We start from the raw sequence: 16,111 nt of genomic DNA, 5'->3' as shown, positions 1-16,111 counted from the left end.
TCAGGAGCCGCTCAACCGGGCGTCCCGTGCGGCGGCCATCTTGCTGGGCAGGCCCCACAACTGCACGAAGCCCTTGGCGAGGGACTGGTCGAACGTGTCGCCGGTGTCGTAGGTGGCCATGCCGAAGTCGTACAGGCTGGCCTCGGAGCGCCGGCCGGTGACGGTGGCCCGGCCGCCGTGCAGGGTGAGCCGCACCTCGCCGGAGACGTGCTGCTGGGCGTCGTCGATGAAGGCGTCCAGGGCCTTCTTCAGCGGCGAGAACCAGAGGCCGTCGTAGACCAGCTCGCCCCAGCGCTGGTCGATGCCCTTCTTGAACCGGGCCAGGTCCCGCTCGACGGTGACCGCCTCCAGCTCCTGGTGGGCGGCGATCAGCGCGATCGCGCCGGGTGCCTCGTACACCTCGCGGCTCTTGATGCCGACCAGGCGGTCCTCGACCATGTCGAGCCGGCCGACGCCCTGCGCGCCCGCCCGCCGGTTCAGCTCCAGGATCGCCTGGTACGGGGTGACGGTCTCGCCGTCGATCGCGACCGGCACGCCGGCGTCGAAGGTGATGACCACCTCGTCGGCGTCGCGCTCCTGCGCCGGGTCGGACGTGTACGAGTACAGGTCCTCGATGGGGGCGTTCCAGATGTCCTCCAGGAAGCCGGTCTCCACGGCCCGGCCCCACAGGTTCTGGTCGATCGAGTACGGCGACTTGGCCGACACGTCGATCGGCAGCCCCTTCTCCTCGGCGAAGGCGATCGCCTTGTCCCGGGTCCAGGCGAAGTCCCGGGCCGGGGCGATGATCTTCAGGTCGGAGGCGAGCGCGGCCAGGCCGACCTCGAAGCGGACCTGGTCGTTGCCCTTGCCGGTGCAGCCGTGCGACACGATGGTGCCGCCGTGCTTGCGGGCCGCGGCCACCAGGTGCTTGACGATCAGCGGCCGGGACAGCGCCGAGACCAGCGGATACCGGTCCATGTAGAGGGCGTTGGCCCGCATCGCCGGCAGGCAGTACTCGGCGGCGAACTCGTCGCGCGCGTCCACCACCTCGGACTCGACGGCCCCGCAGTCCAGGGCGCGCTGCCGGATGGCGTCGAGGTCCTCACCGCCCTGCCCGACGTCCACCGCCACCGCGATGATCTCGGCGCCGGTCTGCTCGGCCAGGTACGGAATCGCGACGGAGGTGTCCAACCCCCCGGAGTACGCAAGGACGACCCGCTCGGTCATGGTGTGTTGCTCCCTTCAACGTTCTCTTCCCGGCGGGACCACGCGGCGAGCTTCTCGCCCAACGCGGCACCGCCGACGGCCTCGCGGGCCACGACGAGGATGGTGTCGTCGCCGGCGATGGTGCCGACAACCTCGGGCAGGCCCGCTCGGTCCAACGCGCTGGCCAGGTATTGGGCTGCGCCCGGCGGGGTGCGCAGCACGGCGATGTTGCCGCTGGAGTCGACCTCGTTGAGCAGCTCCCGAAGCAGCCGGATCAGCCGGGCCGGGGCGGCCTCGGCGTCGCGCAGCGGCCGGTGGCCGTCCTCGGGGATGACGTACACGGGGCGCCCGTCGCCGCCCCGGGCGGTGACCGCGCCCAGCTCCTTGAGGTCCCGCGACAGGGTGGCCTGGGTGACTCCCACGCCGTCGCCGGCAAGCAGGTCGGCCAGCTCCGTCTGCGAACGGACCGCCTTGTCGCGGATCAGCTCGACGATGCGGGCGTGCCGGGCGGCGCGGGTCAGCGGGGCGGTCATTCCCGGCTCTCCAGCAGGTACGCCAGCAGCGCCTTCTGCGCGTGCAGCCGGTTCTCCGCCTGGTCGAACACCGCGCTCTGCGGGCCGTCGAGCACCTCGTCGGTGATCTCCTCACCCCGGTGCGCGGGCAGGCAGTGCAGCACGATCGCGCCCGGCGCGGCATGCCCGAGCAGCTCCTTGTTGAGCTGGTACGGCAGGAACGGGGTGGTCCGGTCCAGCCCGTCGGACTCCTGCCCCATCGAGGTCCAGGTGTCGGTGGCCAGCACGTCGGCGTCCCGGACCGCCTCCACCGGGTCGCGCAGCACCCGCGCCGACCCGCCGGTGCCGGCGGCGATCTCCGCAGCCCGGGCGACCACCTCGGGGTCGGGGGCGAACCCGTCCGGCCCGGCGACCCGCACGTGCATCCCGGCGGTCGCCCCGGCCAGCAGGTACGAGTGCGCCATGTTGTTCGCCGCGTCCCCGACGTACGCCAGGGTGCGGCCCCGAGTGCCGCCGAACCGCTCGCGGACGGTGAGCAGGTCGGCCAGGAGCTGGCAGGGGTGGAAGCCGTCGGTGAGGGCGTTGATCACCGGCACGCTCGCCCCGGCGGCGACCTCGGCGATCCGGTCGTCGCCGTGGGTGCGCAGCACGATCGCGGCCACGTACCGGGACAGCACCCGGCCGGCGTCGGCGAGGGTCTCGCCCCGGCCGAAGTGGGTGACCTGGGTGTCCACCACGAGCGGGTGGCCGCCCAGCTCGGCGATGCCGGCGTCGAACGAGATCCGGGTGCGCAGGCTCTGCTTGTCGAACAGCACCGCCACCGACCTCGGGCCGGCCAGCGGCTTGTGGGTGTACCGCTCGGCCTTCATCCGGGCGGCCAGGTCCAGCACGGCCGACTGCTCGGCCGGCGAGAGGTCGTCGTCGCGCAGCAGGTGGCGGGTCATGCGGTGGCCTCCGGGGTGGTGGCGGCGTCGAGGGCGGCGGGCAGGGCGGCCAGGAAGGCGTCGACCTGGTCGGTGGTCAGGATCAGCGGCGGGGCGAGCCGGACCACGCCGGGCTGCACCGGGTTGGCCAGGAACCCGGCCTCCCGCAGCGCGGTCACCAGCGCGCCGGACACGTCGGCGGTGAGCACGATCCCGAGCAGCAGGCCCGCGCCGCGCACCTCGGCCACGAGGGGATGGCCGAGCGCCTCGACGCCCCGGCGCAGCCGCTCGCCGACCCGCTTGACGTGGTCGAGCAGCCCCTCGCTGGCGATGGTCGACACCACCGCGAGGGCGGCGGCGCAGCTCACCGGGTTGCCGCCGAAGGTGGTGCCGTGGGAGCCGGCCCTGAGCAGGTCGGCGGCCGGGCCGAAGGCCAGGCAGGCGCCGATGGGCAGGCCGCCGCCGAGGCCCTTGGCGAGGGTGACGATGTCGGGCTCGACGCCCTCCGCCTGGTGGGCGAACCAGTGCCCGGTGCGGCCGACACCGGTCTGCACCTCGTCGAGGACCAGCAGGGCGCCGTGCCGGGCGGTGATCCGCCGGGCCTCGGTGAGGTAGCCGGGGGGCGGGACGACGACGCCGTTCTCGCCCTGGATCGGCTCCAGGATGACCATGGCGGTCGCGTCGGTCACCGCCTCGGCGAGGGCCGCCGCGTCGCCGTACGGGACGTGGGTGACGTCGCCGGGCAGCGGGCGGAACGGGTCGGCCTTGGCGGGCTGGCCGGTGAGCGCGAGCGCGCCCATGGTCCGGCCGTGGAAGCCCCCGACGGTCGCCACCACCTGCGTACGCCCGGTGAGCCGGGACAGCTTGAACGCGGCCTCGTTGGCCTCGGCGCCCGAGTTGGCGAAGAAGACCCGGCCACGCCGGCCCGCGAGGGCCAGCAGCAGCTCGGCCAGGGCCACCGGCGGCTCGGCGACGAACAGGTTCGACACGTGCCCGAGGGTGGCGACCTGCCGGGACACGGCGGCCACCACGGCCGGGTGGGCGTGGCCGAGGGCGTTGACCGCGATGCCGCCGAGCAGGTCGACGTACTCCCGGCCGGCCTCGTCGACGACGACCGCGCCGGAGCCGGACACCAGGGCGAGCGGCGGGGTGCCGTAGTTGTCCATCAGCGACTGCCGCCAGCGGTCCACCAGCGTGCTCATGACGGAATCACCATCGTTCCGAACCCTTCCGAGGTGAAGACCTCAAGCAGCGTGGAGTGGGCGACCCGGCCGTCGACGACGTGCGCGGCGGGCACACCCTGCCGCACCGCCCGCAGGCAGGCCTCCATCTTCGGGACCATCCCCGATTCCAGGGACGGCAGCAGCTTCGCCAGGTCGTCGGTGGTGATCTCGCTGACCAGGCTGTCGGTGTCGGGCCAGTTCGCGTAGAGGCCGGGGACGTCGGTGAGGACGACCAACTTGCGGGCCTCGAGCGCGATCGCGAGCGCGGCGGCGGCGGTGTCGGCGTTGAGGTTGTGCAGCACCCCGTCGACGTCCGGCGCGACGGTGGAGATCACCGGGATGCGGCCGGCCGCGATCAGGTCGGTCACCGCCGACGGGTCGACCGACTCGACGTCGCCGACCTGACCGACGTCCACCGGCTCCCCGTCGACGTACGCCGGGCGGCGCACGGCGGTGAACAGGCCGGCGTCCTCGCCGGAGAGGCCGACGGCGTACGGGCCGTGCGCGTTGATCAGCCCGACCAGCTCCCGGCCGACCTGGCCGACCAGCACCATCCGGACGACGTCCATCGCCTCGGGGGTGGTGACCCGCAGGCCGCCCTTGAACTCGCTGTCGATGCCGAGCCGGCCGAGCATGGCGGAGATCTGCGGCCCGCCGCCGTGCACGACGACCGGCTTGAGGCCGGCGTAGCGCAGGAACACCATGTCGGCGGCGAAGGCCCGCTTGAGGTCGGGGTCGACCATCGCGTTGCCGCCGAACTTGACCACGACGGTGGCGCCGGCGAGGCGGGCCAGCCAGGGCAGCGCCTCGATCAGGGTCTCGGCCTTCGCCTGGGCCCGGGTGAGATCCGCGGAGAGACTCATGACGAGTACGCCGAGTTCTCGTGCACGTACGCGTGCGACAGGTCGTTGGTCCACACGGTGGCCTCCGCGTCGCCGGCGTGCAGGTCGATCCGGATCGTCACGTCCCGCCCGGCGAGGTCGACCTTGGAGCGGTCCTCGGCGGCGGCGCCGGAGCGGCACACCCAGATCCCGTTCACGGCGACGTCGACGGCGTCCGGCTCGAACGCGGCGGCGGTGGTGCCGACGGCGGCGAGGATCCGGCCCCAGTTCGGGTCGTTGCCGAACAGCGCCGTCTTGACCAGGTTGTTGCGGGCCACCGACCGGCCCACCTCGACCGCGTCGTCCTCGCTCGCGGCGCCGACCACGTCGATGGTGATCTGCTTGGTGGCGCCCTCGGCGTCGGCGATGAGCTGCTGGGCCAGGTCGTGGCAGGCGGCGGTGACGGCGGCGGTCAGCTCCGCCGGCGTCGGCTCGATGCCGGACGAGCCGCTGGACAGCAGCAGCACGGTGTCGTTGGTGGACATGCAGCCATCGGAGTCGATCCGGTCGAAGGTGACCCGGCAGGCGGCGCGCAGCGCGGTGTCGAGCGCCTCCGGCCCGGCCACCGCGTCGGTGGTCAGCACGCAGAGCATCGTCGCCATGGCCGGGGCGAGCATGCCGGCGCCCTTGGCCATGCCGCCGACGGTCCAGCCGCTGCCTGCGGCCACGGTGGTCTTCGGCCGGGTGTCGGTGGTCATGATCGCCTCGGCCGCGGCGGCGCCGCCGCCGCGGGACAGGCCCCGGATCGCCGCCCGCACGCCGGGCAGCAGCTTCGACATCGGCAGCCGCTCGCCGATCAGGCCGGTGGAGCAGACCGCGACGTCGGCGGCGCCGAGCCGCAGCCGAGGGCTGGACGAGGTCAGCGCGGCGGCCGTGTGCTCGGCGGTGGCATGGGTGTCCTGGAACCCGGCCGGCCCCGTGCAGGCGTTCGCGCCACCGGAGTTCAGCACCACGGCGCGGGCCACTCCGCCGCGCACCACCTGCTGGGTCCACAGCACGGGCGCGGCCTTGACCCGGTTGGCGGTGAAGACGCCGGCGACCCCGGCGTCCGGGCCGTCGTTGACGACGAGGGCCACGTCGCTGGCGCCGCTGCCCTTGAGCCCGGCGGCGACCCCGGCAGCCCGGAACCCCTTCGGTGTGGTGACACTCATGGTGCGATCCCCCAGACGGACAGGCCCATGGTCTCCGGCAGGCCGAGCATCAGGTTGGCGCACTGCACGGCCTGGCCGGCGGCGCCCTTGCCGAGGTTGTCGATCGCGCTGACCACGATCACCCGACCGGAGTCGACGTCGACACCCGCCTGGAGGTGGCAGGAGTTCGAGCCGAGGGTGGCGGCGGTGTGCGGCCAGGCCCCCTCGGGCAGCACGTGCACGAACGGCGCGTCGGCGTACGCCCGCGCGAGCACCGCCCGGGGGTCGGCGTCGCCGGTCGGCACGGCGGTGACCGTGGCGAGGATGCCGCGCGGCATCGGCGCGAGGACCGGGGTGAGGGAGAGGCTGGTCGCGCCGGTGGCCTGCTTGATCTCCGGCACGTGCTGGTGGGCCCCGACCTTGTACGGCGACAGGTCGCCCATCACCTCGCTGCCGAGCAGGTTGGTCTTGGCGGCCCGGCCGGCACCGGAGGTGCCGGAGGCGGCGACCACCACCACGTCGGCGGGGGCGACCGCGCCGGCCGCGACCAGCGGGGCGAGCGCGAGCGTGGTGGCCACCGCGTAGCAGCCGGTGTTGGCGACCCGGGTCGCGGCGGCGATCGCGGCACGCTGGCCGGGCAGTTCGGGCAGGCCATAGGTCCAGGTCCCGGCGTGCTCGCCCCCGTAGTACCGCGTCCAGGCGGCGGCGTCGCGCAGCCGGTGGTCCGCGCCCAGGTCGACCACCCGGACCGTCTCCGGCAGGGCGGCGGCCAGGGCCGCCGACTCGCCGTGCGGAAGGGCCAGGAAGACCAGGTCCGCGTCGGCCAGCGTCGCCGGCTCGGTCGCCGCGAACACCAGGTCCAGCCCGACGAGCTGCGGGTGTACGGCGGTGACCGGCGCACCGGCCTGGCGGTGCGCGGTGGCGGCGACCAGGTCGAGCTCGGGGTGGCCGGCGATCAGGCGCAGCAGCTCGCCCCCGGCGTAGCCGCTCGCCCCCGCCACCGCAACTCGGATACCCATTCCTACCTCCGCATGACTATGCAGCGAAGGCTACCCGGTCCGGACGACGCGCTGCAAGTTCATACGGACCATCGCATGGACATGACACGGTGACCGTCGTCACCTCCACACGATCGGGGCCGAACCGGGCAGGCCGCCTGGACGGACACCGCACGGCGGGTCCCTTCCCGGCGGGGAACGCCGGGAAGGGACCCGGGTCAGTTCGCCCGCGGGCCGATCCCGTTCTGCCGCTCGTACGTCCGCAGCGCCGCGTCCCACGCCTCGGTGTACTCCGACGGGCCGAGGCCGAGGTCGTTGTGCCCGCGCACCGCCTCCCGCAGCAACGTGAGCAGCTCCGGCACCGTTCCCCGGCGCTCCTCGGCGTAGCGGCGGAACACCTCGGCGAACTGCTCCCCCGTCAGCCGGGCCGCGTGTGCGGTGACCGGGTCGTCCTCCAAGGCCTGCAGCACCGCGCCCCACCTGCGAGTCAGGTCATCGGCCTGGCTGGCCCGAATCTTCTGCAGCTCGTGGTCGCACTCCAGCTTGATCCGCTCCTCCCAGTACGGCCGCAACCGCTCCCGGATCCGCTCGTCGGGGCTCACCCGCACCTGGACCGTGAAGTGCGGCCGGGTCTCGTCGCGGGGCCAGCGCTGACCGAGCAGGACGTTGTTCAGCGCCCGCTCCAGGTCGCGCGAACAGTGCGGCTCGTGCTCGCGGGCCAGATCGATCGCCTGTTCCCGGACGACCCCGCCTGCCCAACCGAGATAGCCCTCGGCACGCAGGCGCAACTCCTCGACGCTCATGTGCCGTGCGCGCCAGGTGTAGACGACGTGCAGGCGAAAGTCGAAGGCGTCCCCCTTTGCCGGCACGAGGATCGGGTGCGGCACGTCCTGGCGGTAGGTGACCACCGGGGGCAGCGGCGGCGGGGGTGGCGGCCCCACGGGGACCGGCTTTGGCGGGAAGAAGAGACGCAAGAGCAGGTGCCAGAGAGGCTGCCACCAGCGGCGACTCCGCTGGGCCAACGGCCGCGTGGTGGGGTAGTGGTGGATGCTCATGTGGGGTCCTCATCGATCAGTCGTCGTACGTCGTTCAGCAGGGCGTTGCCGGGCATCAGGGGGCCCCAGACGTACCGGAGCTGGTGGTCCAGCCGATGGCGTAGCGGTTCCCGGCCCGCCACCACCAGGTCGAGCAGACGCCGGCAATACGCGGCCACCTCGGGGTGGCCGTCGGCACGGCTGAGCCAGAAGCCGAGCGTGCGCCACGCCCGGTACGCGGTTCCGGGAAGGCAGAGCGCGGTCGCCCAGCAAGTGGCCAGGTCCCGCAGCTCCACGGTGCCGGCGCCGACCAGATCGAGCAGCTCCGGCCAGTGCTCCCGGGGCGCGGGGGCCCACCGGTCGGCGAGCACCCGCAGCGCCCGGCCGGCGTGCAGCCGCACCTCCGGGTCGTCGGCGGTGGCCCATTCGGCCAGCGCCGGCAGCACGCTCGCCGCATGGCCCGCGACGTACACCTCCTCCAGACCACGCACCACCGAGTTGTGCCACCGCTGCATGCGCGCCTCGGCCACCCGGCGCAGCTGCACCAGGGCCGTCTCCGGCCAGAGCCAGGCAAGGCCTGACGCGTACGCCCGCGCGACGGTGTCGCGCAGGTGCGCCGCGCCGCCGGCCGCCCACCCGTCCAACTCCACCCGGACGCGCCGGCGCAGCTCCGGCTGCATGGCCATGCCGACCAGTGCGATGGCGGCTGCCTGCCGGACCCCGGCGCGACGTTCCCGGGCCAACTGGTCGACCGTGCGCAGCGCGGCGTGCACCCCGTGGACGGCGGACCAACTGATCGCCCCAGCGGCGGCCTGCCTGACCCCGGGCGTGCCGTCCCGCACGAGGTCGGCCAGCCAGCCGAGCAACTGCTCCGGCAACCACCAGTCCGTCCAGGCGACCTCCAGCAGGCTCGCCCGCAGCTGGTCGTTGCCTGGGGCGAACTCGATCCGCCGCCCGCCCGGAGCCCGGTCGTCGCCGACCAGCAGCACCGCCTGCCGCAGGACCGGACCGAGCAACGTGTCGAGCACCCCACCCGCACCCGCCCCAGTCAACAGGCCGGGCGGCCCACCATCGGCGACCGGGAATCCCGGCACTCCGCCGCCGGGGGATGACAGCCCCTGCGCGGTGTCGCCGGCCGGCGACAGCCACAGCCCGGCACCGCCGAGGCCCGGCGCGGCCAGCGCTCCGGCCGCGGCGTGGATCTCGGCTACCGGCTGCCCGGCGAGCACCGCACAGGACAGCCGGAACGCGCGGCGCCGGTCGGCGCCCCAGGCGATCGCGTCGCCGCCATCGTCTGCGGCGAGGACACGGGCTGCCCGCTCGCGTAGCTGGCGGGGCAGCAACCGCTCCAGCCGTTCGGTGAGTTCGACGTCCCGCGGGACGAAGCGGGCCAGCAGTTGCGCCAGGTGGACCACCTCGCCGGGGCGGGAACTCCCGGCCAGGTGGGCCGCCAGCAGCGGGTGGACAACGCACTCCTCGTCGACGTACTCGTCGACGCAATCGCCGGCGCAGCCGGGGCCGCACGAACCGACGCAGCGGCCCCGCAGATGGCGACGCAGCTGGGCCCGGAACACGTCGGCCGCGGCGGCGCTCCGGTGTTCGACCAGGTGGCCCGCAAACTCGTGATCTCGGCGGCCGAAGTCGCCGACGAGGATCAGGGTGGCCCCGGTAGCCTCGGCGCGGGCGGCCAGACCGACCAGGGCCATGCCGTCCAGTTGCCGCACCACCGCCTCCGAGAGCGGCCACACGTAGCCATGCCCCTCACGCAGCAATGCGTCGCGGCGTAGCAGGTCGGCCGGCTGTTCCGCGTGCAGTAGAGCGACCCGGTCGAAGTCGTGCCGGCGGGCCGAGGCCAGATACGCCGCAGTGTGCCGCCCGGTGCCCTCGGCCGCCGACAGACAGACCAGGTGGCGCTGCTTGAGGTTCCGATCGAGTTCCGGATCGCTTGGTGTGTGGGCATACCCGTCGGCCAACTGCCGTACCCAGGTCCCGCTGCGCGTCTCGGTCCAGCTCAGGCCGTCCTCCGTCCGCGCCGTGGTGATGTTCAGCTGCGTACCGATCGCCGTCGCACCTGGGCCGGTGGCGTTCTGACCTCGCACCCGCACATCGCCCACGTCGATCGCGGACGCGGGTCCGAGCAGGGACGCGAGCCGGGCGAGGACGTCCTCGGGGTCCAGCGCCTCCTCCGGTTCGTCGGTCAGGTCGGCGTCGTCGGGCTCCCCGACCTCGGTCGGATCCGCCGGGAGACCCGCCGAGCCGTCCTCGACGCCGCCTCGCCACCCCTCGGCGTCGGCGAACGACGCACTGTCGCGGGCCTCACCGGCGACGTCGTCGGGAGCCGGCGACGACCCGTTCGAACCGTCTTCGTTCCCGGCCCGCCGAGGGCCCGGCCACGGCTCGGACTCGTTCACCGTTGGCCCCCACCCCTGCCGAACGCGTCGCGGCCGACCGAACCGATCGCCATCGCGCCCGGCCCCACCGCGTTCTGCCCGCGCACCCGGATGTCGCCGGTGCGGATGCCGTCACCCGGTACGGTGCGCCCGCCGGTGTCGGGACGGGACGGCCCTGGCGGCGGAACGGCCGGTGAGTCCGCCGTCCCCGCCTCCGTATCGGTCTGTGGTATTGCCGGTCCGTCCCCGTCCAGCGGCGGCACGGAGGACAGGTCCTCGTCCACCACGCAGAGCCAGGCATGCTCGTCGAAGCCCTTGTCGGGTTTGCTGACCCGCACCCGCCGGAACCGTTCCGGACGCATCTCCTCCGGGTACTCGGACACCACATCGCGGAAGATGTCGGTCGAGACGACCAACGCGACGCCCGCGTGGGGAAAGGCCGACAGCGCGCGCCGGACCGGTTCGGCGTCGCAGAGCCGGCTGACGAACACGACGGCGTTTCCGGGAAAGCCGTTCGCACCGTCGAGGTGGACGAGGCCTTGGTGGACCGCGATGCGCAGCCGGATCCTCGCCGCCGTCACCCGACTGCCGTTGTACGCCCGCAGCCGCCGATTCAGCTCCGGCACGAACCGGCCGACCACCCGCGCCTCGGGAACGTCCCGGGGCAGGATGGCCAGTTCGCCGTCCCCGGCCTGCTGGGTGCTCCAGGCCACCCGGTCCAGTCCGACGTCGCGGGCGGCCTCGTGCAGCAGACGTCGGAAGTCCTGCTGGGCCTCGTATTGCTGAAGGTTGCTGCGCCGGCTGTACCGCTCCATGTCCACGGAGACCAACAGCCTTCGCTCGGGATGGTGCATGAGCGTGCCGCCCTTTCGTCACCCGGCCCGCCCCCGTCGGGTGGGCCGCCGGAGACATCGAACCCGCGCGCGCCGACCGGGACCCCGTAGAAGTACGGCTTCCCGCGCGCTGTCGGCCACCGGTCATCCCGCCCAGGTCCGGTATCCCCAACGGCCGGCCGGGGTGTGCTGGGGACATGACGAAAGACGTGGCCGAACTGCTGCTGACCATCGGCTGGTCACCCGCGCAGGTGCTGACGGTGCTGGCCCTGCAGACGGTGGCGACCGCCCTGCTCCGGGCAGGTACGTCGCGCTACGCGCAGGGTCGGCTACGCTTCGACGGTTTCCGTGGCTTGGGGAAGGCGAGAATGTCGATGCACCGCGAGCCCTCCGGCGTCGAGTGGCCGTACGGAACCTTCCTGCGGCGGCTGGAGCCGTCGGTCCGCACGGTCCTGCTCGATCTGGGCGTGCGACGCCGGGTGCCGACCGGGCAGATCCTGATCCACGAGGGCGCCCATGAGTCGCACCTGGTGCTCCTGGAGGAGGGGCTGACGAAGGTCACGGCGAGCCTGCCCGACGGGCGTTCCGCGCTGCTGTCGCTGCGGGTGGGCGGTGACCTGGTCGGCGAGATGTCCGCCCTCAACGACAAGCCCCGCTCGGCGACGGTGACGGCCTGTGGGTCCATCCGCTACAGCGTCATCCCGCGGGAGCGGTTCAACCGGTTCCTGCGGGATCATCCACAGGCTGCGGTCGAGCTCGCGGCGATGGTGTCCGACCGGCTGCGCTGGTCGAACCGGCGCCGGATCGACTTCACCTCGTACGCGGTGAAGATCAGGGTGGCCCGGGTGGTCGCCGAGTTGTGCCGCACCCACGGCCGGCGCAGCCGGGACGGGGTGGTCATCGACGTGCGGCTCACCCAGCCGGAGCTGGCCACCATCTGCGGGGCCGCGGAGACGTCGATCCAGAAGACGCTACGCGAGCTGCGGGCCGACGGCCTGCTGGACACCGACTACCGGAGGATCACCGTTCGCGACCTGCCCCGGCTACGCGCTCTCGGCAAGCTGGACCCGCACGAGGGTTGACCGACCCAGGCGAGTTGGCAGGGCCCCTTCCCGGAGCGGAAGCGTCGGGAAGGGGCCCTGCTCGCACCTCAGGCGCCGCGCAGGGTGGCGCCGAAGCGCTCCGCCGCGCGCGCGACGGCCCCGTCGCGGGCCGCCACCGCCTCCTCGACCGTCAGCGTCCGGTCGGGGGCGCGGAAGGTCAGCTTGTACGCCAACGACCGGCGCCCCGCGCCGAGCTGCTCGGAGGCGTACACGTCGAACAGCCGGACGCCCTCCAGCAGCTCGCCGGCGCCCTCGACGAGGGCCCGCTGCACCTCGGCGGCGGGCACCCGCTCGTCCACCACCAGCGCCACGTCGATCAGCGCCGGCGGGAAGCCGGAGATCGTCGGGGCCGGGGCGACCGGGGCGGGCGGCAGCGCGTCCAGGTTCAGCTCCATGGCGCTGGTGCGCCGGGGCAGCTCCAGCGCGGCCACCACGGTCGGGTGCAGCTCACCGGCGTGGCCGACGACGGTCCCGTCGACCAGCAGCTCGGCGCAGCGGCCGGGGTGCCAGGGCGCGTACTCGGCGGCCCGCACCTCGACCAGGTCGGCGGGGATGTCGGCGGCGGCGAGCACCGCCCGGCCGGCCTCGACCGCGTCCGCCCAGCCGGCCGGCCGGCCGGCGCCCCACCAGCCGGTCGGCTCGATGTCACCGGTCAGCGCCACGGCGACGTGCCGGGGCTGGTCGGGCACGACCGCGTCGGCGGCGGCGAACTCGGCGGCGGTGGGCCGTCGGTCCACGCCCATCGCGGGCGGGGCACCGACGCCGGGGCGCGGGTGGAAGACCGTCCCGATCTCGTAGACGGCGACGTCGCGGTGGCCCCGGCCGAGGTTGCGCTTGAGGATGCCGAGCAGCGGGCCGAGCAACGCGGTGCGCAGCAGCGGCTCCTCCTCCGACAGCGGGTTGGCCACCCGCACCGCCGGCCGGCGCGAATCGTCGGCGGGCAGGCCGAGCAGGTCGGCCAGCTCACCGGCGACGAACGGGTGGGCGAGCACCTCGACGTACCCGCGCTCGGCGAGCGAGCGGGCCACGGCCCGGCGGCGACGCTGCTGCCAGGTCAGCCCCCGGCCGGGCGGCGCGGTGGGCAGCACCGACGGGACCCGGTCGTACCCGTCGAGGCGGACCACCTCCTCGACCAGGTCGGCGGGGTCGGTGAGGTCCGGACGCCAGGTCGGCGGGACGACGGTGAGCACGTCGGCGCCCCCGGCGGCCGGGACCCCGGCGGCGCCCGGGTCCTCGCCCAGCCGGTCGGCGCCCCGGGTCACGTGGCAGCCGACCTGCTCCAGCAGGGACACCACCCGCTCCGGGGAGTAGGCGACCCCGACCCGTCGGCTCGGCAGGTCCGCCGGCAGGGTGACCGGGGTACGCGGCCGGACGTGGTCCAGGTCGAGGATCTCCGCCCCGGCGGTGCCACCGGCGTGCTCGGTGAGCAGCCGGACCGCCCGCTCGACGGCGACCAGCGCCAGGGCCGGGTCGACGCCCCGCTCCCAGCGCTTCGCCGCCTCGCTGAACAGCTTGTGCCGGCGGGCGGTGCGCCCGACCATCACCGGGTCCCAGTGCGCGGCCTCGAACAGCACGTCCGTGGTGGACGCGAGGACCTCGCTGGTCTCGCCGCCCATCACCGCGGCGAGCGAGATGGGCCCGCTGTCGTCGCAGATCACCATGTCCTCGGCGGTCAGGGTGCGGGCCACCCCGTCGAGGGTGGTCAGCTTCTCCCCCGCCTCGGCCCGGCGCACCACCAGCGGCCCGGAGATCCGGTCGGCGTCGAAGGCGTGCATCGGCTGGCCCAGTTCGAGCATCACGTAGTTGGTGACGTCGACCGGCAGCGAGATGCTGCGGACGCCGGCCACGGTGAGCCGCTGCCGCATCCAGCCCGGGGTCGACACGGTCGGGTCGATCCCGCGCACCATCCGGGCGGTGAACCGGTCGCAGCCGACGGTGTCCCGCACCTCGACCGGGTACGCCGGCTCGGCCGTCCCGGCCGGGGCGGGCACCAGGCCCGGGTCGCGGAACGGCACGCCGAGGGCGTGCGCCAGCTCCCGGGCGATGCCACGGACGCTCAGGGCGTACCCCCGGTCCGGGGTGATCTCCACCTCGACGACCACGTCGTCGAGCCCGACCACCGGGCGGGCGTCGTCGCCGGGCAGCGCCTTGACGTCCTCGGGCAGCACGATGATGCCCGAGTGGTCGTCGCCCAGGCCCAGCTCCTTCGCGGAGCAGATCATGCCGTGGGAGTTGCGCCCGTACGTCTTGCGCGCGCCGATGGCGAAGCCGCCGGGCAGCACGCCGCCGGGGAGGATCACCACCACCCGGTCGCCGGGGGCGAAGTTGCGCGCCCCGCACACGATCTCCTGCGGCTCACCGGTGCCGTTGGCCGCGCCGACGTCGACCCGGCAGAACCGGATCGGCTTCTTGAAGCCGGTGAGCTCCTCGATCTCCAGGACCTCGCCGACGACCAGGGCGCCGGTGACCGTGGCCCGCAGGTCCACGATCGACTCGACCTCGATGCCGAGGTCGACAAGCGCCTGCTCCAGGTCCTCGGCGGGCAGGTCGGCCGGGAGGTCGACGCACTCCCGCAGCCAGCTGACAGAAACTCGCATGACTCAGATCACCGTTTCCGTTACTCGTGCCCGCACCGTCTACGCCCCGGCCCCGAACGCGCGGGTGAACCGCACGTCGCCCTCGGCCATGTCCCGCATGTCGCTGACCCCGTGGCGGAACATCACGGTCCGGTCGATGCCCATGCCGAAGGCGAATCCGGAGTAGGCCTCCGGGTCGATCCCGCAGGCGCGCAGCACCCGGGGGTTGACCATGCCGCAGCCGCCCCACTCGACCCAGCGCGGCCCGTCGCGGTGCTCCGGGAACCACACGTCGAACTCGGCGGACGGCTCCGTGAACGGGAAGTAGTGCGGCCGCCAGCGGGTCTTCGCGCCCTCGCCGAACATGGCCCGGGCGAAGTGGTCGAGGGTGCCGCGCAGGTGCGCCATGGTGATCCCCCTGTCCACCACCAGGCCCTCGACCTGGTGGAACACGGGGGCGTGGGTGGCGTCCAGCTCGTCGGTGCGGTACACCCGGCCGGGCACCACCACGTAGATCGGCGGCTTACGGGTCAGCATGGTGCGCGCCTGCACCGGTGAGGTGTGGGTGCGCAGCACCAGGCCGGAGCTCTCCGCGCCCGGCGGCGGTGCGATGTGGAAGGTGTCCATCAGGCCGCGCGCCGGGTGGTCGGCGGGGATGTTGAGGGCGTCGAAGTTGGTCCACTCCAGCTCGACCTCCGGCCCCTCGGCCACCTCGTAGCCCATCCCGACGAACAGGTCGCTGATCTGCTCCATCAGCGTGCTCAGCGGGTGCCGGGCGCCGCGCGGCCGACGGTCGTAGGGCAGCGTGACGTCGACCCGCTCGGTGACCAGCACCCGCTCGGCCTGCTCGCGTTCGAGGACCTCGGCGCGGGCGGCGTAGGCGGCCTCGATCGCCCGGCGGGCCTCGTTGACCCGCTTGCCGGCGTCGGACTTCGCGGCCGGCGGCAGCGCGCCGATCTCCCGGCGGGCCAGCGAGACCGGGGACCGGTCACCGAGGTGCGCGGGTCGCAGGGCGGTCAGCGTGTCCGGGTCGGCGGCGGCGGCGAACGCCTGCTCGGCGTCGGCCACGGCGCCGGCCAGGGCGTCCGGGTGGAGCAGGGCGACCTGCTTCGGGTCGTACGGATCGTTGCGATAGGTCATGGCGTACGGGCACTCCCTCACGGCGGCACCGGCCCTGCACGGGCGGCGAAGCGAGTCTACGGACGCGCGGCTGTGCCGCAGCCCGCCGGTGGGAGGTCGCGCAGGGGGAAGGGTCAGGCCCGCCGCCCGCCGACACCGGCGGGCTGGCTAAACGAACGCCGTGGCGCGTTCATCATGTGGACT

13 protein-coding genes are annotated in these 16,111 nt (G+C 73.9%); 1 reads left to right on the top strand and 12 read right to left on the bottom strand.

All coding sequences use genetic code 11. The features are described 5' to 3' along the window. From OG617_RS25665 to OG617_RS25620, 10 genes are all read right to left on the bottom strand, one after another. A complete protein-coding gene (locus OG617_RS25665; protein WP_405095508.1) occupies positions 1-1,206 on the bottom strand; it encodes an argininosuccinate synthase in 1,206 nt (401 codons plus the stop codon). Further along, a complete protein-coding gene (locus OG617_RS25660; RefSeq protein ID WP_161691541.1) occupies positions 1,203-1,718 on the bottom strand; it encodes an arginine repressor in 516 nt (171 codons plus the stop codon). Before OG617_RS25660 ends, OG617_RS25665 begins: the two co-directional genes overlap by 4 nt. Next, positions 1,715-2,641: an ornithine carbamoyltransferase gene (gene argF / locus OG617_RS25655; RefSeq protein WP_405095507.1), complete on the bottom strand. Its 927-nt coding sequence runs from the start codon at positions 2,639-2,641 to the stop codon at positions 1,715-1,717. The genes OG617_RS25660 and argF overlap by 4 nt, the downstream gene beginning before the upstream one ends. After that, the gene (locus OG617_RS25650; protein ID WP_405095506.1) at positions 2,638-3,822 is read right to left on the bottom strand and encodes an acetylornithine transaminase; all 1,185 of its coding nucleotides are present in this window, start codon (positions 3,820-3,822) and stop codon (positions 2,638-2,640) included. Before OG617_RS25650 ends, argF begins: the two co-directional genes overlap by 4 nt. Beyond that, positions 3,819-4,706, bottom strand: coding sequence for an acetylglutamate kinase (gene argB / locus OG617_RS25645; RefSeq protein ID WP_405095505.1), 888 nt, complete (start codon positions 4,704-4,706; stop codon positions 3,819-3,821). The genes OG617_RS25650 and argB overlap by 4 nt, the downstream gene beginning before the upstream one ends. Beyond that, complete coding sequence (argJ, locus tag OG617_RS25640; protein WP_405095504.1) at positions 4,703-5,875, bottom strand: bifunctional glutamate N-acetyltransferase/amino-acid acetyltransferase ArgJ; 1,173 nt, start codon at positions 5,873-5,875, stop codon at positions 4,703-4,705. The genes argB and argJ overlap by 4 nt, the downstream gene beginning before the upstream one ends. After that, positions 5,872-6,873, bottom strand: a complete 1,002-nt coding sequence (gene argC / locus OG617_RS25635) for an N-acetyl-gamma-glutamyl-phosphate reductase (RefSeq protein ID WP_405095503.1) — start codon at positions 6,871-6,873, stop codon at positions 5,872-5,874. The genes argJ and argC overlap by 4 nt, the downstream gene beginning before the upstream one ends. Positions 6,874-7,070: 197 nt before the next feature. Continuing rightward, positions 7,071-7,907 (bottom strand): hypothetical protein, encoded by an 837-nt coding sequence (locus tag OG617_RS25630; RefSeq protein WP_405095502.1) that lies wholly within the window; start codon positions 7,905-7,907, stop codon positions 7,071-7,073. Continuing rightward, the gene (locus tag OG617_RS25625) at positions 7,904-10,297 is read right to left on the bottom strand and encodes a hypothetical protein (RefSeq protein WP_405095501.1); all 2,394 of its coding nucleotides are present in this window, start codon (positions 10,295-10,297) and stop codon (positions 7,904-7,906) included. The genes OG617_RS25630 and OG617_RS25625 overlap by 4 nt, the downstream gene beginning before the upstream one ends. After that, positions 10,294-11,091, bottom strand: a complete 798-nt coding sequence (locus OG617_RS25620; RefSeq protein ID WP_405103952.1) for a hypothetical protein — start codon at positions 11,089-11,091, stop codon at positions 10,294-10,296. Before OG617_RS25620 ends, OG617_RS25625 begins: the two co-directional genes overlap by 4 nt. A gap of 215 nt (positions 11,092-11,306) precedes the next feature. Here OG617_RS25620 and OG617_RS25615 point away from each other — a divergent pair, with 215 nt between their 5' ends. After that, on the top strand, positions 11,307-12,191 hold the full coding sequence (locus OG617_RS25615) for a Crp/Fnr family transcriptional regulator (RefSeq protein WP_405095500.1): 885 nt from the start codon (positions 11,307-11,309) through the stop codon (positions 12,189-12,191). Between the two features lie 68 nt (positions 12,192-12,259). Here OG617_RS25615 and pheT read toward each other — a convergent pair whose 3' ends face one another. Both pheT and pheS read right to left on the bottom strand, forming a co-directional pair. Continuing rightward, entirely contained in the window at positions 12,260-14,809 is a 2,550-nt protein-coding gene (gene pheT / locus OG617_RS25610; protein ID WP_405095499.1) for a phenylalanine--tRNA ligase subunit beta, read from the bottom strand. 39 nt (positions 14,810-14,848) lie between these two features. Further along, positions 14,849-15,928: a phenylalanine--tRNA ligase subunit alpha gene (gene pheS, locus OG617_RS25605; RefSeq protein ID WP_405095498.1), complete on the bottom strand. Its 1,080-nt coding sequence runs from the start codon at positions 15,926-15,928 to the stop codon at positions 14,849-14,851. Positions 15,929-16,111 lie beyond the last annotated feature (183 nt).

The sequence above is a fragment of the Micromonospora sp. NBC_01412 genome (assembly GCF_045040215.1).
In the GTDB taxonomy this organism is placed as follows: Bacteria; Actinomycetota; Actinomycetes; order Mycobacteriales; family Micromonosporaceae; genus Micromonospora; species Micromonospora rubida.
Note: the sequence above shows the minus strand (reverse complement) of the source record. Positions and strands in the feature narration are given on the sequence as shown.

Bases quoted from the DNA above. Each gene is read 5' to 3' on its own strand.
- OG617_RS25665 (WP_405095508.1), bottom strand. From the start codon at position 1,206: ATGACCGAGCGGGTCGTCCTTGCGTACTCCGGGGGGTTGGACACCTCC.
- OG617_RS25660 (WP_161691541.1), bottom strand. From the start codon at position 1,718: ATGACCGCCCCGCTGACCCGCGCCGCCCGGCACGCCCGCATCGTCGAG.
- argF (WP_405095507.1), bottom strand. From the start codon at position 2,641: ATGACCCGCCACCTGCTGCGCGACGACGACCTCTCGCCGGCCGAGCAG.
- OG617_RS25650 (WP_405095506.1), bottom strand. From the start codon at position 3,822: ATGAGCACGCTGGTGGACCGCTGGCGGCAGTCGCTGATGGACAACTAC.
- argB (WP_405095505.1), bottom strand. From the start codon at position 4,706: ATGAGTCTCTCCGCGGATCTCACCCGGGCCCAGGCGAAGGCCGAGACC.
- argJ (WP_405095504.1), bottom strand. From the start codon at position 5,875: ATGAGTGTCACCACACCGAAGGGGTTCCGGGCTGCCGGGGTCGCCGCC.
- argC (WP_405095503.1), bottom strand. From the start codon at position 6,873: ATGGGTATCCGAGTTGCGGTGGCGGGGGCGAGCGGCTACGCCGGGGGC.
- OG617_RS25630 (WP_405095502.1), bottom strand. From the start codon at position 7,907: ATGAGCATCCACCACTACCCCACCACGCGGCCGTTGGCCCAGCGGAGT.
- OG617_RS25620 (WP_405103952.1), bottom strand. From the start codon at position 11,091: ATGGAGCGGTACAGCCGGCGCAGCAACCTTCAGCAATACGAGGCCCAG.
- OG617_RS25615 (WP_405095500.1), top strand. From the start codon at position 11,307: ATGACGAAAGACGTGGCCGAACTGCTGCTGACCATCGGCTGGTCACCC.
- pheT (WP_405095499.1), bottom strand. From the start codon at position 14,809: ATGCGAGTTTCTGTCAGCTGGCTGCGGGAGTGCGTCGACCTCCCGGCC.
- pheS (WP_405095498.1), bottom strand. From the start codon at position 15,928: ATGACCTATCGCAACGATCCGTACGACCCGAAGCAGGTCGCCCTGCTC.